Raw genomic sequence first — 21,243 nt, forward strand, 5'->3', positions numbered from 1 at the left:
GGCGAATGCCGGCATCTGGGGGAGCCACGTTCTGAGAAGGGCGAGGTAGATGCGACAGCAACCATCCGTTCCGCGACCACGCGGCGGCGCACGAACGAGGAGGATCGGGCGTCTGCCCGTTCTCCTCACGGGAACAGCGGCGGCGGTCGCCGCGGCCATGATCGTGTCGACGACGAATCCGGCTCTGGCCGCCGGTCTCGACACCTACCCCGATGAGCCGACGGAGGCCGAGGCGAGCGTGCTCGACTCGACGATCGGCGGCACCGACATCCTGGGCGGCGCGCACTCGCACGCCGGCTCGGTGTCGGACCCGGGACCGAACCAGGAGACGCTCCAGGTGGAGCTCTTCGGGAGCCAGCTCATCGACTTCGGCGGCATCTCGCTGCCGATCGACCAGTTCCTCGACTTTGGCCAGGCGGGCGTGCTCCTCAGCGAGTCGACCGCGACAGACGGGCAGAACGGCGAGGCCATCTCGGGCATCGCGGGCGGCGACGGCGGGGTCACCCTCGACGGCGACGACGCGAACTTCGGCATGGCCAGCATCAACCTCCTCGCGATCCTGCAGGAGGCCGGCGTCTCGGGGATCACCGACACCCTCATCGACCAGGCCGACCTCAACGTCGGCCTCGGAGGCGCGTGGGTGGAGGCCGTCGCGGGCGAGTTCCTCGACCCCGACGGCGTGGGCGGCCTCGGCCAGTACCGTCTCGCTGGCGCCGATCTCACCCTCCACTCGCCGGTCATCGACCAGGCGGCCGACGGCCTCAGCGACGCGACAGCGAACGTCGAGCAGACGCTCGTCGACACGATCAACGGAGCCCTCGACCTCACGAGCCTCATCGCGCTCGTCCCCGGTGCGAGCCTCGACGTCGATATCGCGACGACACTGCAGCAGGACGTGCTCGACGCGCTCCTGCTCGCGCCGATCACGACCGACGACGGCCTCGTCTCGCTCAACCTCGGCGACGGCACCATCACGATCGACCTCGGGCGCTTCGGCGGCAATGACGACGGCGTGATCCCCGACCGCCCCGTCGGCCTGAACAACCAGGACCCCAACACGGAGCTCATCGACTCGACGACGTACCCGTTCATCGCGAGCAGCGTGCACGACGTCATCGAGAAGGTGCTCGAGGTGACGCTCGAGACCGTCGCGACCTCGCTCGAGTCGGTGCAGCTGAACTTCAGCGGCGCAGTGCCGCTCGTCGGGGACGCGGCGTTCGCGATCAACCTCGCCGGAGAGATCGTGCAGCCGTGCACGGGCAGCGCATGCCTCGTCTTCGCGCCGATCGTCTCCGCCGCGCAGATCGCGTCCGCGGCGCTGAGCCCGATCCTCACCGACCCGGACGGCGTGCTCTACTCGCTGTTCACGACCATCAAGACCGATCTCATCACCGTGCCCGTGCGGGCGGCGGTCGACCCGTTCCTCGACATCCTCGCGCAGTTCCTCTCCCTCCAGATCAACCATCAGGAGACGACGACCTGCACGTCGGCCGCGGGCGACCTCACGACAGGTCTCGAGGTCTCGGCCCTGAGCCTGGGGCTCGTGGGCGGCGATCTCGCACGTCTCAGCATCGGCAACGCCGGCGTCCGCATCGACGCCTGTGCGGCGGCGGTCGCTCCGACGCTCGAGGTGGCCTCGCCGGCCCCCGCCGGCTCGTGCGCCGCGATCACGTCCGACGGATGGGCGCCGAACAGCGAGGTCACGTTCGAGCTGCGCGACGCCGACGGCAACCCGCTCGGCACGCCCGTGACGGTCGCGGCCGACGCGAACGGCGTCATCCCGGCCGACACGTGCCTCACGATCCCCGCGGACACGCCGCCGGGCGACTACACGGTCAACGGCTCCGACCCCGACGGCAACGCGATCGACGCGCCCGTGACGGTCTACGCGCCGACGCTCGAGGTCACGTCGCCCGCGGCGCCGGGCGTGTGCACGCCCGTGACGTCGGGCGGCTGGGTCCCCGGCAGCACGGTCACGATCCAGCTCACCGACGCAGACGGCAACCCTGTCGGCGATGCGGTGACGGCGGTCGCGGACGGCGACGGCAACCTGCCCGTCGACACCTGCGTTCTCGTGCCCGAGGGCACGCCCGACGGCGACTACCCCGTGGTGGCGACCGACGAGAACGGCGCAGAGATCACCGACACGCTGACCGTCGAGGCCGACGCTCCGCTGACCCCGACGCTCGGCGTCGAGTCGCCCGTGCCCGCGGGCACGGACGCCGACGTCACGTCGGGCGGCTGGGTTCCGGCCTCCGAGGTGACGCTGCAGCTCGAGGACGCCGACGGCACCCCCGTGGGCGAGCCCGTGACGGTCACGACGGACGACCTGGGAGCCGTCCCGGACGGCACCGTCATCCCGATCCCGGCCGGCACGCCCGCAGGCACGCTGACACTCGTCGCGAGCGACCCCGACGGCAACACCGCCGAGGCGTCCGTCGAGGTGTACGCGCCGACGCTCGAGGCGACGAGCCCCGTCGCGCCGGGAGACGCCACGCAGATCACGTCCCCCGGCTGGCAGCCCGCCAGCGAGGTGACGCTGCAGCTCGAGGACGCCGACGGCACGCCCGTGGGCGAGCCGGTGGTCGTCACGACGGACGGCGACGGCAACGTCCCCGCCGGAACGACGGTCCCGATCCCGGCTGATGCTCCCGAGGGCGACTACACGGTCGTCGGCACCGACGCGGACGGCGCGGTGGCCGAGGCCCCCGTCGTCGTCGAGATCGGCGCGGTCAGCCCGACGCTCACGGCGTCGTCGCCGGTTCCGGCCGGAGGAGGCACCGAGGTCGAGTCGACGCAGTGGAACCCCGCGAGCGAGGTCACGCTGCAGCTCGAGGACGCCGACGGCACGCCCGTGGGCGAGCCGGTGGTCGTCACGACGGACGGCGACGGCAACGTCCCCGCCGGAACGACGGTCCCCGTCCCCGCCGAGACCCCGGCCGGCACGCTGACGCTCGTGGCGAGCGACCCCGATGGCAACGCCGTCGAGGCGCCCGTCGAGGTCTACGCGCCGGTCATCGAGGCCACGTCGCCCGAGATCGCGGGCGGCGAGACCGAGGTCACGTCGAGCGGCTGGGTGCCGCTCTCGGATGTCACGCTGCAGCTGACGGACGTCGACGGCAACGCCGTCGGCGACCCTGTCACGGTCGCGGCCGACGACGCGGGCGCGGTTCCGGCCGGCACCGTCGTCGCCATCCCGGCCGACGCGCCGGCGGGCGACTACACGGTCGTCGGCACCGACGCGAATGGCGCAGAGGTCTCGGCTCCCGTCGAGGTCATCGCTCCCACCATCGAGGCGACCTCGCCGGTTCCGGCCGGCGGCGAGACCACGGTGACGTCGGGCGGCTGGGCGCCCGTCGCACCGCTCTCGCTGCAGCTGACCGACGCCGACGGCAACCCCGAGGGCGAGCCGGTCGAGGTCACGACGGATGACACGGGTGCGGTTCCGGCCGGCACCACGGTCCCCGTTCCGGCGGACGCCGCAGCGGGCGAGCACACGGTGGTCGCGACGGACGGCGACGGCAACGCCGTCTCCGCGCCGGTCGAGGTCTACGCACCCGTCATCGACGTCACGTCGCCGGTCGAGGCCGGCGAGGCGACCGAGGTGACGTCGGGTGGCTGGCTGCCCGAGTCGGAGGTCACCCTGCAGCTCGAGGACGCCGACGGCGCCCCCGTGGGGGATCCGGTGGTCGTCACGACGGATGGAGACGGCAGCGTCCCCGCCGGCACGACGGTCCCCACGCCCGCGGACGCGGTCGAGGGCGATGTGTTCGCCGTCGTCGCGACCGACGCCAACGGCGCCCAGGTCTCCGACACCGTCGAGATCGTGGCGGCCGTGGACCCGACGCTCGAGGCGACATCGCCGGCTCCCGCCGGCGGTGAGACCGAGGTCACGTCGGGTGGCTGGCTGCCCGAGTCGGAGGTCACCCTGCAGCTCGAGGACGCCGACGGCGCCCCCGTGGGCGAGCCGGTGGTCGTCACGACCGACGCGGACGGAAACGTCCCCGCCGGCACGACGGTGGCCATCCCCGCCGACCTCCCCGCAGGCGACTACGCGGTCGTCGCGACGGACGGCGACGGCAACACCGTCGACGCTCCCGTCTCGGTCTACGCTCCGGCCATCGAGGCCGCGTCGCCGGTGATCGTCGGCGGAGCGACCGAGGTCACATCGGGCGGATGGCTGCCCGACTCGGCAGTGACCCTGCAGCTCGCGGACGGCGACGGCGACCCCGTCGGCGACGCGGTCGAGGTCACCGCCGACGCGGACGGCGCGGTGCCGACGGGGACGACGCTCCCGGTGCCGGCGGACGCGACCCCCGGTGCGCACACGGTGATCGCCACGGACGACAACGGAGCGGAGGTCTCGGCCGAGGTCGAGGTCATCGCGCCGGCGCTCGAGGCGGAGTCGCCCGTTCCCGCGGGCGGAGAGTCGGAGATCACGTCGGGCGGCTGGGCGCCGGGTGCGATCCTGACGCTCCAGCTGACGGACGGCGACGGCACGCCCGTGGGCGACCCGGTCGCGGTCACGGCCGACGATGCGGGCGCCGTGCCCGCCGGCACCGTGGTCCCCGTGCCGGCCGATGCCGGGGCAGGCGACTACGAGGTGAGCGCGACGGATGACACGGGCAACACGCTCACGGCTCCGCTCGCGGTCTACGCGCCGGCCATCGAGGCCACGTCGCCGGTTCCGGCCGGCGGCGCGACCACGGTGACGTCGAGCGGGTGGCAGGGCGCCGACGAGGTGACCCTCCAGCTCGAGGACGCCGACGGCGTCGCGGCGGGCGATCCCGTGACGGTGACGACCGACGCCGACGGCGCCGTCCCCGCCGGCACGACGGTGGCCATCCCGGCCGAAGCCGTCGAGGGCGACGTGCTCGCCGTCGTCGCGACGGACGCGCACGGTGCGGAGGTCTCGGCTCCCGTCGAGGTCATCGCGGCCATCGATCCCACCCTCGAGGCCACGTCGCCGGTCCCGGCCGGCGGTCAGACCGTGGTCACCTCGGGCGGCTGGGTGCCGGAGAGCGATGTCACCCTGCAGCTGACCGACCCTGAGGGTGTGGACGCGGGCGAGCCCGTCGTCGTCACGGCCGACGGCGAGGGCAACCTGCCGGAGGGCACCGCGGTCGCGGTCGCGACCGAGAGCGAGGCGGGCGACTTCACGCTCGCCGCGGTCGACGAGTTCGGGAACGACGAGGCCGCCACGGTGGCCGTGTACGCCCCGACCCTCGAGGTCGAGACGCCCGTCGAGCCCGGTGCGTGCGCCGCGGTCACGTCGGGCGGCTGGCAGCCGGGCAGCGAGGTCACGCTGCAGCTGACGGATGCCGACGGCACCCCGGTGGGCGACCCCGTGGTCGTCACGGCCGACGCCGACGGCAACCTGCCCGCCGGCACGTGCATCCCGATCCCGGAGGACGCCGAGCCCGGCGACTACGAGGTCGTCGGGACGGACGAGGACGGCGCCGAGATCACGACCCCGGTCGCGATCTCGGACGACGCCGACGCCACGGCGGACGCGGACGCTTCGGCGGACGCCGACGCGACGGCCGACTCGACCGCCGATGCCACGGCTGACTCGAGCGCTTCGGCTGACTCGAGCGCCACGGCCGACAGCACGGCTGACGCCACGGCTGACTCGAGCGCTTCGGCTGACTCGAGCGCTTCGGCTGACTCGAGCAGCTCGGCCGACGCCGGCGCCTCGAGCGACAGCGATTCGGACGCCTCGAGCGATGACGGCGCGAACGCGTCGAGCAGCTCGAACGCGAACGGCTCCAGCAGCGCGAACGGCAGCGGTTCGAGCAACGGCGGCCTGTCTCCGACGGGCGGCGAGTTCGACGCCGTTCCGCTGGCACTGCTGGTGATCCTGGCCGGCGCGGGCATCCTGCTCGGCGCCACCCGCGGAAAGTGGAAGGTCCGCAAGGACTGATGCCCTGACGCACACGGCGGCGGCCCCGGAGACGGGGCCGCCGCTGGCGTGCGGGGACGGAGGAAGGCGTCTGTGAGAATCGAGGGCATGATGCGGGGCCGGATCGCAGCGGGGATGGTCGTGCTCGTCGCCGGAGGCGCGCTCGCCGCATGCACGGCGGCGCCGACCGGCCAGGAAGGACCTGCTCAGGCGACGACCTACGACTGCGAGAGCGGCGCCCCGATCGCGCAGGCCTTCGACAACGGGTCGGAATGGGCCATGTGCTGGGGCGTCGACCCCGACCGGGGGCTCGTGCTGTCGGACATCCGCTTCACCCCCGCGGGCGACGAGCCGGTGCTCGTCGCCGAGGAGATCGCGATCGCCCAGCTCGAGGTGCCCTACGACTCGGGAGAGAACACGACCTACGACATCACGTCGGCGGGCTTCGGCGGCACGAAGATGCAGACGCTCACCGAGACCGAGTGCACGGGGGAGCGGGTGGCCGCCGACATCCCCGACATCGGCGACGGCACATACGGCGAGATCAAGAACCGCGAGGTGCTGTGCGCGGAGGTCGTCGACGGCGGTCTCGGCTACCGTTCGGGCGACTTCGGCGAGGTCGTCGCCGAGCGCCGCGAGGACTGGCAGCTCTCCACCATCTCGAAGGTGGGATGGTACGAATACGTCACGCAGTACGTGTTCGGGTCAGACGGGATCATCCGATCGGATCTCGGTGCGACGGGAGATATCTCGCCCATCGACTTCAGCGACCACGAGCACGGATCCGCCGTGGGGGAGGGCGACTCGGCGTACGCGACGAGCCACTCCCACAACGCGGTCTGGCGCATCCACTGGGCGCTCGACGCCCCCGGCGCCCTCGCCGTCGAGCAGTACGACGCCGAGGACACGGGGGAGATGGGCGCGCAGTCGCCCATCGTCGAGGGCACGCTCGAGCGGATCGACCACCCCGCCACGGCGGTGTGGGAGGACAGGCGCTGGTGGCGCGTGCTCGCACCCGACGTGCTCAACGACGACGGCCATCCGATCTCGTACGAGATCGAGCTCGGCCGGAGCGACACCTTCTCCTTCACGAGCGATCGGCTCGAGCACGGCGACGCCGCCGCGTACGACGTGGCGTTCACGAACGACGATCCGTGCCAGCTGCTCGCGTCGCGCAACAGCCTCACCTCCGACTGCGGGCGCAGCGTGCACGAGTACATCGAGGACTCCGCCGACGACCAGCTGGCCGACGTCGTGTCATGGGTCGCGGTCGGCTTCCACCATGTGGTGCGCGACGAGGACCAGTCGCCCATGGACATGCACTGGCAGGGCTTCGCCCTGCGTCCGCGCGACCTCACGGCACAGCGCGTCGCCGTGCCGGAGGAGCGCGAGGACCTCAACGGCGAGCTCGAGGGCGATCGCGCGGACTGGTACCAGCTCGACGACGCCGGCTGAGCCGCCGGTTGGGGCCCGGATCTCAGCTGTCGGTGCCGTCGGTCGTGGTTCCGTCGGTCGTGCTGTCGTCGGGGACGGTCCCGTCGGGCATCTCGGGCGGCGTGCCGCCCTGGAACCCCTGGCCGCCCTGCCCGCCCGGGAACGCGCCGTCGCCCGGGAACCCGCTCTGGCTCGCGGTTCCCGCCATGCCGACGCCGACCGCGACGCCGCCGCCGAAGGCGAGCCCCAACGCGATGAGGGCGCCCGCGACGATGCCGACGATCCTCAGGATGCGGCGCCTCCTGCGCGGCTGCTCGGGCGCCGGTTCGGCCGCCTCGGCGCCGTGCGGCTGCCCCGGTGCGGGCGTGGCGTACGCGGGCTGGGCGTAGGCGGGCTGGGCGTACGCGGGCTGGGCGTACGCGGGCTGCGCGGAGGCGGGCGTGGCGTAGGCGGGCGTGGCGTACGCGGGCTGCGCGTAGGCGGGCTGCGCATGCCCCGGCGCGGAGGACGCCGCGGGCGGGGCCGCGTCCGCGGGCGTCGAGGCGTCGGCGGGACGCTCGTAGGGCAGTGTGGCGGCGGTGTCGGAGGCGGAAGGGAAGGTGCCGCCCCGGGAGGAGGAATCGGAGGTCGGAGTCGTCATGCGCCCACTCTCGTGCGCGTCGTGAGGCGAAGGGCATGGAACGGCCATGAGGCCGCTATGAGCGCGCACGACCGGACTCCCCATGCGCCACATGGGTCCCTCAGGTTTACACCGATCACCGCCAGCCCCTAGAGTTGGGGGGATCACAGGGAAGGGTCGTGGGGGAATGGCAGAACTGCCCGACGTGCGGTTTCTCACGGTCGCCGAGGTCGCCGACATCATGCGCGTCTCGAAGATGACCGTCTACCGGCTCGTCCACTCCGGCGAGCTCCCCGCCGTGCGCTTCGGACGCAGCTACCGGGTACCGGAGTCCGCCGTGACGGCCATGCTCGAGGTGCCCGCCGATCGCCCCGTCGCCGACGCGGGCTGACGGGCTGGACCCATCCGGCGATGGGCTAGAATGCTCTGAGGCACTTTTCGTGGTGCCCGTTCCCGGACGGCAGCGACTCGCGTCGCCGGGCCGTCCAACCCCTGACATTAGTGAGGTTCCCGTGGGTTCTGTCATCAAGAAGCGCCGCAAGCGCATGGCGAAGAAGAAGCACCGCAAGCTGCTTCGCAAGACGCGCCACCAGCGCCGCAACAAGAAGTAAGCGGCTTCCCTCTCACGCCGACCCGTTGCCAACGGGTCGGCGTTTGCGGTTTCACGGGATACTTGAGGACATGAACGACATCTCGGTCCAGGAGCTCCGCGCGCGCGACGGCGTGCCCCTCATCGACGTGCGCGAGGCGCACGAGTTCGCGGCCGGCCGCGTTCCGGGCGCCGTGAACATCCCGATGTCGGAGCTCGGCGCGCGTCTGGACGAGCTCCCCGCCGAGGCGTTCGACGTCATCTGCGAGGTCGGCGGACGCTCGGCCCGCGTCGTCGAGGCGCTCTCGGCGCGCGGCTACGAGGCGACCAACGTCGCCGGCGGCACGAGCGCATGGCGCGAGGCCGGCTTCGACGTCGAGGCCTGACGGGGATGACCCGGCTCACCCTCATCGGAAAGCCCGACTGCCACCTGTGCGACGTCGCGCGCGAGGTCGTCGACCAGGTGGTCGCCGAGCTCCCCGACGAGACGGCGGACGGCGTGGAGGTGGTCGAGCTGTCGATCGCGGACGACCCCGCCCTCCACGCCGAGTGGTGGGAGAAGATCCCCGTCGTCCTCATCGACGGCCGGCTCCACGGCCACTGGCGCGTCTCACCCGACCGGCTCCGCGCCGCCCTGCTCTCCTGACCCGAAAGGCACCCTCATGGCCATCCGCCACATCGTCCTGTTCCAGCTCGCCGCAGCCGACGACTCCGTGCGCGCGGCGCACGCCGCGGAGGCGAAGCGCCGCCTCGAGGGCCTCGTCGGCGTCGTGCCGGGGCTCGAGTCGCTGACCGTGTCGTCGAACGCCGCGTTCCACGGCACGAACTACGACATCGTGCTCGACTCCGTCTTCCCCGATGTCGCGGCGCTGGAGGCCTACCAGGTGCATCCCGCGCACGTCGAGGTCGCCGACTACATCGGCACCATCCGCAGCGCCCGCGCCGGGATCGACATCGAGATCTGAGTCACCCCGCAGATACGAGAACGCCCCCGCCTCGGCGGGGGCGTTCTCGTATCGGGCTCAGGCCTCGTCGTCCTCCGGCACGAAGTCGACGCCGGCCTCGGCGCGCTGCTCCGGCGTGATCGGGGCGGGCGCGGCCGTGAGCGGGTCGTAGCCGCTGCCGACCTTGGGGAACGCGATGACCTCGCGGATCGAGGCCGCACCGGCGAGCAGGGAGACCACGCGGTCCCAGCCGAACGCGATGCCGCCGTGCGGCGGTGCGCCGAACTGGAAGGCGTCGAGCAGGAAGCCGAACTTCTCCTGCGCCTCGTCCGGGCCGATGCCCATGACCTCGAAGACCCGCTCCTGCACGGCGCGCTGGTGGATTCGGATCGAGCCGCCGCCGATCTCGTTGCCGTTGCAGACGATGTCGTAGGCGTAGGCGAGAGCGTCGCCCGGAGCCTCCTCGAAGCGGTCGATCCACTCGGGCTTGGGCGACGTGAAGGCGTGGTGCACGGCCGTCCAGGCGGAGTGGCCGAGGTCGACGTCGTCGTCCTCGCCCGTCGGCTTGAACAGCGGCGCGTCGACGACCCACACGAACGACCAGGCGTTCTCGTCGATCTGGCCCGTGCGCTTGGCGATCTCGACACGCGCGGCGCCGAGCAGCGCGCGCGCCTCGCCCGTGCGGCCGGCGGCGAAGAACACCGCGTCGCCGGGCTGCGCGCCCGTCGCGGCCGCCAGGGCCGCGCGCTCGGCGTCGGAGAGGTTCTTCGCGACGGGGCCGCCGAGCTCGCCGTCCTCGCCGAACGTGACGTAGGCGAGGCCCTTCGCGCCGCGCGACTTCGCCCAGTCCTGCCACGCGTCGAACTGACGGCGGGGGAGCGAGGCGCCGCCCGGGTGCACGACCGAGCCGACGTACTCCTGCTGGAACACGCGGAACGTCGTGTCGGCGAAGAACTCCGCGAGCTCGACGATGGCGTTGCCGAACCGCAGGTCGGGCTTGTCGGAGCCGTAGAGGCGCATGGCGTCGGCGAACGTGATCCGCTCGATGGGCCGCGGGATCTCGACGTCGATGAGCTGCCACAGCGCCGCGACGATCTCCTCGCCGAGCGCGATGACGTCCTCCTGGTCGACGAAGCTCGCCTCGATGTCGAGCTGCGTGAACTCGGGCTGGCGGTCGGCGCGGAAGTCCTCGTCGCGGTAGCAGCGGGCGATCTGGTAGTACCGCTCGATGCCGCCCACCTGCAGCAGCTGCTTGAACAGCTGCGGCGACTGCGGAAGGGCGTACCAGCTGCCGGGGCTGAGGCGGGCCGGCACGAGGAAGTCGCGCGCGCCCTCCGGGGTCGAGCGGGTGAGCGTCGGCGTCTCGACCTCGACGAAGTCGTGGCCCTCGAGCACGCGGCGAGCCGCGGCGGAGGCCTTCGAGCGCAGGCGCATCGCGGCGGCGGGTGCCGGACGGCGCAGGTCGAGGTAGCGGTGCTTGAAGCGCGCGTCCTCGCCGACGGTCTCCGTGCCGTCGAGCGCCGTGGACACCTGGAAGGGCAACGGCGCCGACTCGTTGAGCACCTCGACCTCGGAGGCGATGACCTCGATGTCGCCCGTCGCGAGGTTCGCGTTGGCGTTGCCGTCCGGACGCTGCGACACCTCGCCCGTGACCTTCAGGACGAACTCGCTGCGCAGCGGGTGCGCCGTCTCCTCGTCGCGGATGACCACCTGGGCGATGCCGGACGCATCGCGCAGATCGATGAAGGCGACGCCTCCGTGATCGCGACGGCGGTCGACCCAGCCCGTGAGGGTGACGGTCTGACCGATGTGCTCGGCTCGCAGGGAGCCGGCCGTATGAGTGCGGAGCACGGGGGATCCTCCTGAAGGGGAAAGGGAACCGCACCATTCTACGGGCGCGCCGTGCGGCACCCGCCCAGGGCCATCCGATCGACCGCGCACAGGAATCCCCGATCCTCGACCGATATCTTCGAGACCACGAGCACCCCCGCCGCATACGACGGAAAGGCACCTCCATGACGACGACCGAGATCGCGGCCGCCGCCGATCAGGGCTCCTGGCTCTCCACCCTCGTGGACGCCGTGGTGGGGCTCATGGACGTGATCGGGCCCTACGGCGCCGGCGTCGCCATCGCCGCGGAGAACCTCTTCCCGCCGCTGCCGAGCGAGGCCATCCTCCCCATGGCGGGCCTCGCCGCGAGCCGCGGGTCGTTCGCGCTGTGGGAGGCCGTCCTCTGGACGACCGTCGGCTCGCTCCTCGGAGCCCTGCTGCTCTACGGCATCGGGGCGTGGTTCGGCGTCGATCGCCTCCGCCGCATCGCCGCGAGGCTGCCGCTCGTCGACGCGAAGGACGTCGACCGCACGGTCGCCTGGTTCGAGAAGCACGGCGGCAAGGCCGTGTTCTTCGGGCGCTTCGTCCCCATCTTCCGCAGCCTCATCTCGATCCCGGCCGGCGTGGTGCGGATGCCGCTGTGGCGGTTCGCGCTCCTCACGACGCTTGGGAGCCTCATCTGGAACACGGCGTTCATCCTCGTCGGGTGGTACCTCGGCGAGGCCTGGCACATCGTCGAGCAGTACATGGACGTCGTGCAGAACGTCGTCATCGTGGGCGTCGTGGCCGCCGTGGTGTGGTTCGTCGTCGTGCGCGTGCGGGCGCAGCGCGCTGATCGCCGCGCCGAGCAGGCAGACGGCGCGGAGGTCCCCGCCGCCGACTGACGCGGGTAGCGTGGGGGCGTGCCAGCCGAACGACTCCACCTCGTCCGCCACGGCGAGGTCTTCAATCCGCTGCGTGTGCTCTACGAGCGCATCCCCGGTTTCCGGCTGAGCGACGACGGCAGGCGGATGGCCCGTGCGGCCGCCGAGCACGTCAGGGGCCTCGACCGCCCCGTGTCGTCGCTCGTGTGCTCGCCCCTCGAGCGCACACGCGAGTCGGCCGAGCCGTTCGCCGAGCTCTTCGACCTCGAACCCGTGCCCGACGAGCGCGTGATCGAGCCGTGGAACTCCTTCGCCGGCAAGCGGATGAGCCGGGCCGTGCTCGTTCCCGGCAACTGGTGGCTGCTGCGCAACCCCTCCCGGCCGAGCTGGGGCGAGCCGTACCGGCAGGTCGCCGACCGCGTCGGCGCCGCGATGGACGACGCCTGGGATGCGGCGGACGGGGGCGACGTCGTCGTCGTCACGCATCAGGCGCCGATCTGGATCACGCACCTGTCCGTCGCCGGCCTGCCGCTGCGGCACGATCCGCGCACGCGCCGCTGCGCGCTCTCGAGCGTGACGTCGTTCGAGCGGAAGGGCGATGTGTGGCGCGAGGTCGACTACGCGGAGCCCGCGCCCACGACGGGCGCCGTCGACGTCGGCGCCGTCTGACGCCGTTCACCCGGCGGCCCCCTGCGGGACCGCCGACCTTCACCGCCGGGCCCTCGCGCGTACCCCCGCCGTTCACATGAGCCGCCGACCGTAGAAGGCCAGCGGGAGGCGCCCGCGGCGGAGGTCATGTGAGCGGTTCGGACGGACGGGCGATCCACGCCCGCGCGGTGGTCACCGACTTCGACGGCGTCCACACCGACGACACCGCCCTCGTCGACGCCGACGGCCGCGAGCTCGTGCGGGTCAGCCGCTCCGACGGCATGGGCGTCGCGCTGCTGCGTCGCGCGGGCATCCCGTTCCTCATCCTCTCCACGGAGACCGACGGCGTCGTGTCGGCCCGCGCGAGGAAGCTCCGCGTCGACGTGCGCCAGGGGCTCGAAGACAAGGCCGCGGCGCTGCGCGACTGGGCGGACGGGCAGGGCGTCCCGCTCGCCGACGTCGCGTACCTCGGCAACGACGTCAACGACCTCGCCTGCCTCGCGATCGTGGGATGGCCCGTGGCCGTGCCGGGGTCTCATCCCGATGTGCTCGGCGCCGCGCGCATCGTCCTCGACCGGGCGGGCGGCGACGGGGCCGTCCGCGAACTGGCGGAGCGCGTCCTGCGTTCGCGCGCCGGCGGCGCCCTCGCGGGAGCCGGCGCATCCACCCCGTCCTCATCATCCTCGGAGGAGAACCCATGACGGTCACGATCGGCACGCGCACGCTCGGCGCGGAGCACCCCACCTACGTCATCGCGGAGATCGGCCTCAACCACAACGGCTCGGTCGACATCGCGAAGGAACTCGTCGACGTCGCCGCGGCGGCGGGCGCAGACGCCGTCAAGTTCCAGAAGCGCACGCCCGAGATCTCGACCCCCGCGCACATGCGCGACGTCCCGCGCGAGACGCCGTGGGGCACGATGACCTACCTCGAGTACCGGTACCGCGTGGAGTTCGGCCGCGACGAGTACCGGGAGATCGGCGCGCACGCGGACGCGCTCGGCCTCGACTGGTTCGCCTCGCCGTGGGACGAGCCGTCGGTCGCCTTCCTCGAGGACCTCGACGTCGTCGCGCACAAGGTCGCGTCGGCGAGCCTCACCGACGACGGCCTGCTGACCGCCCTGCGCGACACGGGCAAGCCCGTCATCCTCTCCACGGGCATGTCGACGATGGAGCAGATCGACCGCGCCGTCGACCTCCTCGGCACCGAGCGGCTCGTGCTGCTGCACGCGACCTCGACCTACCCGCTGCCGCTCGACGAGGCGAACCTGCGCATGATCCCGACGCTGCAGCAGCGCTTCGCCGGCGTGCCGGTGGGGTACTCGGGGCACGAGACCGGGCTCGCCCTCTCGCTCGCGGCGGTCGCGCTCGGCGCCGTCGCGGTCGAACGCCACATCACGCTCGATCGCGGCATGTGGGGGTCGGACCACGCCGCGTCGATCGAGCCGCAGGAGCTCGCCGCCCTGGTGGCGGGCATCCGCGAGATCGAGCCAGCGCTCGGCGACGGCGTGAAGCGCGTCTTCCCGGGCGAGCTCGCCCCCATGGCGAAGCTGCGTCGCGTGGGCGCCGCGGTCTGACGCTCCCGCGCCGTACAGCATCGACCCAGGTGACGCAAAGGCGCGAACGTAGGATGGGGGCTGTGCGAAAGCCCACCGCAGCCCCCGTCTCCCGCGCCCCTCGGATGCGCCGTGCGCTCGCGGCGGCAGCGGTCGTCGCAGTGGGCGCCGGCCTCGCCGCGTGCGCCGCGGATCCCGTCGCCGAGGCCTACCAGAACGGCACGAACCAGGGCTACATCCCGAGCGACTTCCGCGTGAAGGAGATCCCCGAGGGCGAGCGCGGCGAGCCCGTCGAGTGGGCGGGCGTCACGGAGGACGGCGACGAGCTCACGAGCGACGACGTCGCGGGCGACGTCACGGTCGTGAACTTCTGGTACGCCGCGTGCGGCCCGTGCCGCGTCGAGGCGGCCGACCTCGAAGCGGTCTGGCAGGAGTACGAGGGCGATGGCGTGTCGTTCGTGGGCGTCAACACCTACGACCAGGCCGACACCGCGAAGGCGTTCGCCGAGCAGTGGGGCGTGACCTACCCCAGCCTCATCGACATCGACGACGGGCGCGCCAAGCTCGCCTTCGCGGGGGCCACATCGATCGCGGCGACGCCGACGACCCTCGTACTCGACACGGAGGGGCGCATCGCCGCCGTGCTCATCGGCCAGCTCGAGGGAGCGTCGATCCTCTCCACGCTCGTGGCCGACACGCTCGCGGAGTCGGCGTGACGCCCGCGGGCGCGGCGTCGTGAGCCTCGACGCCGTCGTCTTCGGCGGGGCGCTGTGGCTCGCGATCCCCATCGCGATGCTCGCGGGGCTCGTCTCGTTCGTCTCGCCGTGCGTGCTGCCGCTCATCCCGGGCTACCTCGGCTTCATCGGCGGCGCCGTCGCGCCACGCGGAGGGGCGGATGGCGCGGTGCCGGGGGGCTCTCGCGGCCGGCTCGTGGGCGGCACGCTCCTCTTCATCGCCGGGTTCACGCTCGTCTTCGTCTCGATCATCGTGCTCGGCGGCCTCGCGGGAGGCGCCATGGCGCGCTTCAGCGTGCTCTACGGCGACCTCGTCACGCGCATCCTCGGCGTCGTCGTCGTCGTGATGGGCGTGGTGTTCCTCGGGTTCCTCGGCTTCGCGCAGCGGATCGCGCGCCCCCAGGTCAAGAGCGGCCTCGGCCTCGTCGGCGCGCCGCTGCTCGGCATCGCGCTGGGCCTCGGCTGGGCGCCGTGCATCGGCCCCACGCTCACCGCCATCATGTCGATCGCGTTCCTGCAGGGCGACGGATGGCGCGCCGGCGTGCTGGGGCTCGCCTACTCCCTCGGGCTCGGCATCCCGTTCCTCCTCGTGGCGCTCGGCTTCGGCTGGGCCACGCGCTCCACGGCGTTCCTGCGCCGGCACATCCGCGCCGTCAACATCGTCGGCGGCGCGCTCCTCATCGTCCTCGGCCTCCTCATGGTCACGGGCGTGTGGACCGACATCATGTCGCGCCTCGGTGCGCTCTTCGGCACGATCGAGGCGCCGCTGTGACCGCCGACCGGAAGGGCACCGTGACCGACACGCGCGACGGCAGCGAGCCGCTGCGGCCATCCGACCACGTCGACGGCGACGAGCAGATCACGCAGCCGACGCTGGGCTTCACCGGGTGGCTGCGATGGGGATGGCGTCAGCTGACGAGCATGCGCACGGCGCTCGTGCTCCTGCTCCTCCTCGCGATCGCCGCCGTGCCAGGATCGATCTTCCCGCAGCGGATGGCGAACCCCAACGGCGTCACGCAATGGGAGAGCGAGAACCCCGACCTCTTCCCCGTGCTCGATGCGCTGCAGCTGTTCGACGTGTACCAGTCGGCATGGTTCTCGGCCGTCTACATCCTGCTGTTCGTCTCGCTCATCGGGTGCATCCTGCCGCGCACGAAGCACCACTGGAAGGCGCTCCGCACGCGACCGCCGCGGACGCCCGCCCGGCTGAAGCGCCTCGACGACTTCCGCGAAGAGCGCGTCGACGCGGAGGACACCGACGCCGAGGCCGCGCACGCGATCGATCTCGCCGCAGCGCAGCTGAGATCCCAGGGGTACCGCATCGAGCGCTACGACGGCCGGGGGTCGTACTCCGTCTCCGCCGAGCGCGGCTACCTCCGCGAGACCGGCAACCTCGTCTTCCACGCCGCGCTCGTCGGCGTTCTGCTCACGGTCGGCATCGGCGGCGGCTTCGCGTACACGGGCCAGCGCGTCGTCGTGGAGGGCACGACCTTCGTCAACACCCTCCTCGACTACTCCTCCATGAACAGGGGCCGCTTCGTCTCCGAGACGGCGCTGTCGCCCTACGCCATGAAGCTCGACTCGTTCGACGTCAGCTACGTCGAGTACGGCGCGGCGGGCTCCGGCCAGGCGGGCGACTTCTCGGCCAATGTCACGGTGACGCACACCGACGGCTCCCAGAGCGAGGAGGCCGTGGTCGTCAACCATCCGCTCCAGCTCGACGGCGACGCCATCTACCTCCTCGGAAACGGCTACGCGCCCACCATCACGGTGCGCGACGCCAACGGCGACATCGTCTTCCGCGACTCGGTGCCGTTCCTGCCGCAGGACGCCGCCATGACGTCGACGGGCGTCGTGAAGGTGACCGACGGCCTTCCGGAGCAGCTCGGGATGGTCGGATTCTTCTATCCCACGCAGGTCGCGCTCGACACGGGGGCGTTCGCCTCCGCCTACGGCGACCTGCTGAACCCCGCCCTCACGCTCAACATCTACGCGGGCGACCTCGGCATCGACGACGGCACGCCCCGATCGGTCTACGCGCTCGACGTCACGGGGCTCGAGCAGCTCACGGGCGGCGACACCGGCGTCGACTCGATCGAGCTCGCCCCCGGCGAGACAGCGGATCTGCCCGACGGCATGGGAACCATCACGTTCGAGGACGAGACACCGGAGGACGCCCCGTCCGACGTCGGCTACACCGAGTCGGTCAAGCGGTTCGCGTCGCTCCAGATCCATCACGACGCCTCGGCCGTCGGCGTGCTGGTCTTCGCCGTGCTCGCGACGCTCGGCCTCCTCGTCGCGCTGTTCGTGCCGCGCCGCCGCATGTGGGTGAAGGCGACGCCGGACGGCGACGGCGTGCGCCTCGAGTACGCCGCGCTCGCCCGCGGCGAGGATCCCGCCCTCGCCGCCGCCGTCGACCAGCTGCGCGATCGGCACCGCGCGGCGATGGACTCCTGACGGCCTCCCGACCGAACCCGAAACCTAGGATGGACCCATGCAGCTCGATGCCGTGACGCTGGACACCTTCTCCGTCGTCCTCGTGTGGACGGCGGTCTCCCTCTACGTGATCGCGTTCATCGCGTACGCCGTCGACCTCGCGAACCGCTCGCAGTCGTCGCTCGTCGCGAAGGACGCGGCGCAGGCGAGGCAGCTCGCGGGCGTCGGCGCGCGCGCCGCGACGGCCACGGGGCCCGAGGCGCCCGCCCAGACGACGCCCCCGCGCTACGTGTGGGGTCGGATCGGCACGTCGATGGCGTGGCTCGGGTTCGTCTTCCACCTCGGGGCGACGGTGCTGCGCGGCGTCGCTTCGGGGCGCGTGCCGTGGTCGAACATGTACGAGTTCGCCATGACGGGGACGCTCCTCATCACGGCCGTCTACCTCGGCGTGCTGTTCTGGAAGGACCTGCGCTTCCTCGGCGCCTTCATGACGGGTCTCGTCACCGTGCTGCTCGGCGCGTCGTCGATGTTCTACGTCGAGATCGTGCCGCTCATGGACCCGCTCAAGTCGATCTGGCTCGTCATCCACGTGTTCGTCGCCTCGCTCGCGACGGCGTTCCTCGCGCTCGCCTTCGGCCTCTCCGTGCTGCAGCTGCTGCAGGCGCGGCGAGAGCGCCTGGCCGTGGCGGCGGAGGGAGCGGCTCCGCGGCGCAGCATGCTCCGGACCATCCCGAGCGCCGAGGCGCTCGAGGGCCTCGCGTACCGGTTCGCCATCATCGGCTTCATCTTCTGGACCTTCACGCTCATCGCTGGCGCCGTGTGGGCCAACGACGCGTGGGGACGCTACTGGGGCTTCGACACCAAGGAGGTCTGGACGTTCATCATCTGGGTCCTCTACGCGGGATACATCCACGCGCGCGCGACGCGCGGCTGGCGCGGCACGCGATCGGCGTGGCTGTCGATCGTCGGCTTCGTGGCGGTCATCTTCAACTTCACGATCGTCAACATGTTCTTCGAGGGGCTGCACGCGTACAGCGGCCTGAGCTGACGCACGTGTGAAGCCCCTGGACGCCGCCCGACCCGGTCTGCATAGGCTGGTCGGATGGCCGGGACGGGGAGACTGCACGCGCTCGACGGCGTGCGGGGAGCGGCGGCGCTCGTCGTCGTGCTCTACCACGCGAGCCTCATCGCGCAGCCCTTCGCCGACGACGGCACGGCCCGGCTGATCTGGGAGACCGCGACGGAGACGCCCCTCAAGCTCGGATTCGCGGGCACCGAGGCTGTGCAGGTGTTCTTCGTCCTGTCGGGTCTCGTCATCACGCTTCCCGCCCTCCGCGACGGGTTCTCCTGGCCGGGCTACGCGGTCTCGCGCCTCGTCCGCCTCTACCTGCCGGTGTGGGCGGCCATCCTCCTCGCCGTCCTGCTCGTCGTCGTGCTCCCTCGCGACGAGGCCGCCGTGACGGCCGACGCGTGGATCGTCAACGCGAACATCGTCTTCCCCGACTGGCAGCTCGCCCTGCGCGAGGCGACGCTGACACCCGCGTCGTACGACACCGTCAACACGCTGTGGTCGCTGCGGTGGGAGCTGCTCTTCAGCGTCCTCCTGCCCGCTTACGTGGCGATCGCCCTGCTCGTGCGGCGGTGGGCCCGGAGCGCCGCGGCTCTGTGCGTGCTCGCGATGGTCGTCGGCCGCGTCTTCGACGAGGCGCCCTTCGATCTCGACGCCCTCGTCTACCTGCCGACGTTCTTCCTCGGCTGCCTGATCGCCGTGCGCCTCGATGACATCCGGGAATGGGCGGGGGCGCGGCGACGCCCGGTGTTCTGGGCGGCGGCCACGGCCGCATCGGCGCTCGTCCTCATCGCGGCGTGGTGGACGCGGCCCTTCGTCCCGCGCTCCACGCCGCTCGGCGACGCGCTGTGGGGGCTCGCGGGCGCAGGGGCGGCGGGCCTCATCCTCGTCGCGATCGGCTCTCCTCTCGCCTCGCGCGCGCTGTCCTCGCCGCCGCTGCGGTGGCTCGGCGAGATCTCCTTCAGCCTCTACCTCGTGCACGCGCCGCTCCTCGCGACCCTCGCGTTCGCATGGGGCGACGCGCACTGGATGGCCGTCGCCGCCGTCGGCGTTCCCGCGAGCCTCGCGCTCGCATGGGCGTTCTTCCGGGTCGTCGAACGGCCGGCGCACCGGGCGGCGCGCGCGGCGGGATCGCGCGCGGCCGCCGTGTTCAGCCGGTCTTCCGGCGACGGGCGCGACGCATCGCCCGCGCCCACGCGCGCGTGACGGCCTCGTCCGAGTAGGCCCGCGCTGTGCGCACGGCCGCTCGCCGCATCCGCGCGCGCTCGCGCTCGGGCAGGTCGCGCAGGCGCACGATGGCGCTCGCGAGGGCTTCCTCGTCGCCCGCAGGCACGAGGAAGCCGTTCTCGCCGTCGCGGATGATGTCGGCCGGCCCGTACGGCACGTCGTAGGCGATCGGCAGGCATCCCGCCGCCATGGCCTCGACGAGGACGAGCGGGAAGCCCTCCGACGTCGACGTCGAGAGGAGGAACGAGGCGCGCGTGAGCTCGGCGGAGGCATCGGGGGAGTAGCCGCGCAGCCGGACGCGCTCGTCGGCGGATGCCGAGAGCGCGCCGTGCTCCTCGCCCTCGCCCCAGACATCGAGCGAGACGTCGGCGCCCGCATCGGCGGCGGCCCGCACGGCGCGCATCGCATGGCCGACGCGCTTGCGCTGCGTCAGGCTCGCGAGCATGACGCCTCGACCAGGCTCCCTCCCCGCGGTCACCGGGGCAGACGGCAGGTCGCGGCCGTTCGGCACCACCTCGAGCCCCGCATGCGGACCGAGCAGCGCGACGACGTCGTCGCGCTGGCGCGGGGTGAGGAGCACGACGGCGTCGAAGCCGTCGAGGTCCTCGAACACGCGGCGCCGCGACTCGCGCAGGCGGCCGTGCGGTCGGCGGGTGCCGACGAGGTGGGAGGCATGCACGACGTGCATCGTCACGACGTGGGGGCGGCGATACGCGATCGCCCACTGCGCGACGGTCTTGCTGTCGACGACGACGAACGAGGGCTCGCCGCTCGTCACGGCGTCGAGCCACGCGCGGTACAGATGCGCGATGCGCCCCCACGAGCGCACGGGGGTGCCGTCGACACCGCACAGGACGACCGACTTGCCGCCCGGCGTGCCCCGTACGCCCACGTCGCGGCGCTCGGACAGCAGGAGCGATCCGTCGAGCCGGAAGTGATCGGTCTGCAGGATGGCGCCGTCCGGCGCACGGCGCACGCGGCTCAGGACCCGGCCATCCCGCGTCCGCTCGTCGATGCGCTCACCGGGTGCGGGCGGCAGCGCGGAGATCGGCGTGAACGGGTGGCGGTCGAGCGCCAGCGAGCCGCCGGGCAGGGGATGGCCGCGCAGCCAGTCCCACAGGTTGACGAGCTCGACGCCCTCGGCGAGGCGCCCCGCTGCTCGGAGCCGCTCGGCGCGCGCCGGGTAGTCGGGGTCGGGGTCGAGCGTGAGGACCGAGACCGGCTCGCCGCCGAGGCGCGAGAAGGCCGCGCTCCGATGCAGCAGCGCCGACGTCATCCCTCCCGCCTCGTCGGCCACCGCCCAGGTGAGCGCGTACTGCGCGCCGGGCGGGAGTCGGACACCGCGCGAGAGCATGCGGACGAGGGTAGCTGCGGCATCTGAGGGATGCACGAG

General features: G+C 72.4%; 19 protein-coding genes. 16 read left to right on the forward strand and 3 right to left on the reverse strand.

All coding sequences use genetic code 11. From position 1 onward, the window contains the following. Nucleotides 1-163: 163 nt before the first annotated feature. Together ABD998_RS13370 and ABD998_RS13375 are read left to right on the forward strand one after the other, a co-directional pair. The gene (locus ABD998_RS13370; protein ID WP_345439979.1) at nt 164-5,923 is read left to right on the forward strand and encodes a hypothetical protein; all 5,760 of its coding nucleotides are present in this window, start codon (nt 164-166) and stop codon (nt 5,921-5,923) included. 87 nt (nt 5,924-6,010) lie between these two features. Continuing rightward, on the forward strand, nt 6,011-7,357 hold the full coding sequence (locus ABD998_RS13375; protein ID WP_345439981.1) for a copper amine oxidase: 1,347 nt from the start codon (nt 6,011-6,013) through the stop codon (nt 7,355-7,357). Nucleotides 7,358-7,379: 22 nt separating this feature from the next. On the opposite strand, the gene ABD998_RS13380 is transcribed toward ABD998_RS13375, so the two are convergent. Then, nucleotides 7,380-7,976: a hypothetical protein gene (locus ABD998_RS13380; RefSeq protein ID WP_345439983.1), complete on the reverse strand. Its 597-nt coding sequence runs from the start codon at nt 7,974-7,976 to the stop codon at nt 7,380-7,382. A 166-nt stretch (nt 7,977-8,142) separates the two neighbouring features. Here ABD998_RS13380 and ABD998_RS13385 point away from each other — a divergent pair, with 166 nt between their 5' ends. From ABD998_RS13385 to ABD998_RS13405, 5 genes are all read left to right on the forward strand, one after another. After that, the gene (locus ABD998_RS13385) at nt 8,143-8,346 is read left to right on the forward strand and encodes a helix-turn-helix domain-containing protein (RefSeq protein WP_345439985.1); all 204 of its coding nucleotides are present in this window, start codon (nt 8,143-8,145) and stop codon (nt 8,344-8,346) included. 121 nt (nt 8,347-8,467) lie between these two features. Beyond that, nucleotides 8,468-8,566 carry a 30S ribosomal protein bS22 gene (locus ABD998_RS13390; RefSeq protein ID WP_003792170.1) on the forward strand — a complete coding sequence of 33 codons (99 nt, stop codon included), beginning with the start codon at nt 8,468-8,470 and terminating at the stop codon, nt 8,564-8,566. Nucleotides 8,567-8,636: 70 nt separating this feature from the next. Further along, a complete protein-coding gene (locus tag ABD998_RS13395) occupies nt 8,637-8,930 on the forward strand; it encodes a rhodanese-like domain-containing protein (protein WP_345439987.1) in 294 nt (97 codons plus the stop codon). 5 nt (nt 8,931-8,935) lie between these two features. Further along, the gene (locus ABD998_RS13400) at nt 8,936-9,190 is read left to right on the forward strand and encodes a glutaredoxin family protein (protein ID WP_345439989.1); all 255 of its coding nucleotides are present in this window, start codon (nt 8,936-8,938) and stop codon (nt 9,188-9,190) included. 16 nt (nt 9,191-9,206) lie between these two features. Next, nucleotides 9,207-9,509, forward strand: coding sequence for a Dabb family protein (locus tag ABD998_RS13405; RefSeq protein WP_345439991.1), 303 nt, complete (start codon nt 9,207-9,209; stop codon nt 9,507-9,509). Between the two features lie 57 nt (nt 9,510-9,566). On the opposite strand, the gene aspS is transcribed toward ABD998_RS13405, so the two are convergent. Next, nucleotides 9,567-11,339 carry an aspartate--tRNA ligase gene (aspS, locus tag ABD998_RS13410; RefSeq protein WP_345439993.1) on the reverse strand — a complete coding sequence of 591 codons (1,773 nt, stop codon included), beginning with the start codon at nt 11,337-11,339 and terminating at the stop codon, nt 9,567-9,569. 164 nt (nt 11,340-11,503) lie between these two features. Here aspS and ABD998_RS13415 point away from each other — a divergent pair, with 164 nt between their 5' ends. The 9 genes from ABD998_RS13415 (at nt 11,504) to ABD998_RS13455 (ending at nt 19,829) form a co-directional block, all read left to right on the forward strand. Then, the gene (locus ABD998_RS13415) at nt 11,504-12,202 is read left to right on the forward strand and encodes a DedA family protein (protein ID WP_345439995.1); all 699 of its coding nucleotides are present in this window, start codon (nt 11,504-11,506) and stop codon (nt 12,200-12,202) included. Between the two features lie 18 nt (nt 12,203-12,220). Further along, nucleotides 12,221-12,850 carry a histidine phosphatase family protein gene (locus tag ABD998_RS13420; protein WP_345439997.1) on the forward strand — a complete coding sequence of 210 codons (630 nt, stop codon included), beginning with the start codon at nt 12,221-12,223 and terminating at the stop codon, nt 12,848-12,850. 128 nt (nt 12,851-12,978) lie between these two features. Continuing rightward, a complete protein-coding gene (locus ABD998_RS13425; RefSeq protein WP_425562987.1) occupies nt 12,979-13,530 on the forward strand; it encodes a KdsC family phosphatase in 552 nt (183 codons plus the stop codon). Next, a complete protein-coding gene (locus ABD998_RS13430) occupies nt 13,527-14,405 on the forward strand; it encodes an N-acetylneuraminate synthase family protein (protein WP_345439998.1) in 879 nt (292 codons plus the stop codon). Before ABD998_RS13425 ends, ABD998_RS13430 begins: the two co-directional genes overlap by 4 nt. A 53-nt stretch (nt 14,406-14,458) precedes the next feature. Then, nucleotides 14,459-15,100 (forward strand): TlpA family protein disulfide reductase, encoded by a 642-nt coding sequence (locus ABD998_RS13435; protein ID WP_425562988.1) that lies wholly within the window; start codon nt 14,459-14,461, stop codon nt 15,098-15,100. A gap of 19 nt (nt 15,101-15,119) precedes the next feature. Then, a complete protein-coding gene (locus ABD998_RS13440; RefSeq protein WP_345439999.1) occupies nt 15,120-15,890 on the forward strand; it encodes a cytochrome c biogenesis CcdA family protein in 771 nt (256 codons plus the stop codon). Further along, nucleotides 15,887-17,575 carry a cytochrome c biogenesis protein ResB gene (gene resB / locus ABD998_RS13445; protein WP_345440001.1) on the forward strand — a complete coding sequence of 563 codons (1,689 nt, stop codon included), beginning with the start codon at nt 15,887-15,889 and terminating at the stop codon, nt 17,573-17,575. The genes ABD998_RS13440 and resB overlap by 4 nt, the downstream gene beginning before the upstream one ends. A 37-nt stretch (nt 17,576-17,612) precedes the next feature. Then, nucleotides 17,613-18,602 carry a c-type cytochrome biogenesis protein CcsB gene (gene ccsB / locus ABD998_RS13450; protein WP_345440003.1) on the forward strand — a complete coding sequence of 330 codons (990 nt, stop codon included), beginning with the start codon at nt 17,613-17,615 and terminating at the stop codon, nt 18,600-18,602. Nucleotides 18,603-18,656: 54 nt separating this feature from the next. Continuing rightward, on the forward strand, nt 18,657-19,829 hold the full coding sequence (locus ABD998_RS13455; RefSeq protein WP_345440005.1) for an acyltransferase family protein: 1,173 nt from the start codon (nt 18,657-18,659) through the stop codon (nt 19,827-19,829). Here the strand turns inward: ABD998_RS13455 and ABD998_RS13460 are convergent. Further along, nucleotides 19,774-21,204, reverse strand: a complete 1,431-nt coding sequence (locus tag ABD998_RS13460; protein ID WP_345440007.1) for a glycosyltransferase — start codon at nt 21,202-21,204, stop codon at nt 19,774-19,776. The two genes, ABD998_RS13455 and ABD998_RS13460, sit on opposite strands and share 56 nt — an antisense overlap. Nucleotides 21,205-21,243: the final 39 nt, after the last annotated feature.

It is taken from the genome of Microbacterium gilvum, from assembly GCF_039543865.1.
Lineage (GTDB): Bacteria > Actinomycetota > Actinomycetes > Actinomycetales > Microbacteriaceae > Microbacterium > Microbacterium gilvum.

Coding starts and splice junctions, on each gene's coding strand:
- ABD998_RS13375 (WP_345439981.1), top strand. CDS start 6,011: ATGATGCGGGGCCGGATCGCAGCGGGGATGGTCGTGCTCGTCGCCGGA.
- ABD998_RS13380 (WP_345439983.1), bottom strand. CDS start 7,976: ATGACGACTCCGACCTCCGATTCCTCCTCCCGGGGCGGCACCTTCCCT.
- ABD998_RS13385 (WP_345439985.1), top strand. CDS start 8,143: ATGGCAGAACTGCCCGACGTGCGGTTTCTCACGGTCGCCGAGGTCGCC.
- ABD998_RS13395 (WP_345439987.1), top strand. CDS start 8,637: ATGAACGACATCTCGGTCCAGGAGCTCCGCGCGCGCGACGGCGTGCCC.
- ABD998_RS13400 (WP_345439989.1), top strand. CDS start 8,936: ATGACCCGGCTCACCCTCATCGGAAAGCCCGACTGCCACCTGTGCGAC.
- ABD998_RS13405 (WP_345439991.1), top strand. CDS start 9,207: ATGGCCATCCGCCACATCGTCCTGTTCCAGCTCGCCGCAGCCGACGAC.
- ABD998_RS13415 (WP_345439995.1), top strand. CDS start 11,504: ATGACGACGACCGAGATCGCGGCCGCCGCCGATCAGGGCTCCTGGCTC.
- ABD998_RS13430 (WP_345439998.1), top strand. CDS start 13,527: ATGACGGTCACGATCGGCACGCGCACGCTCGGCGCGGAGCACCCCACC.
- ABD998_RS13435 (WP_425562988.1), top strand. CDS start 14,459: ATGGGGGCTGTGCGAAAGCCCACCGCAGCCCCCGTCTCCCGCGCCCCT.
- ccsB (WP_345440003.1), top strand. CDS start 17,613: ATGCAGCTCGATGCCGTGACGCTGGACACCTTCTCCGTCGTCCTCGTG.
- ABD998_RS13455 (WP_345440005.1), top strand. CDS start 18,657: ATGGCCGGGACGGGGAGACTGCACGCGCTCGACGGCGTGCGGGGAGCG.
- ABD998_RS13460 (WP_345440007.1), bottom strand. CDS start 21,204: ATGCTCTCGCGCGGTGTCCGACTCCCGCCCGGCGCGCAGTACGCGCTC.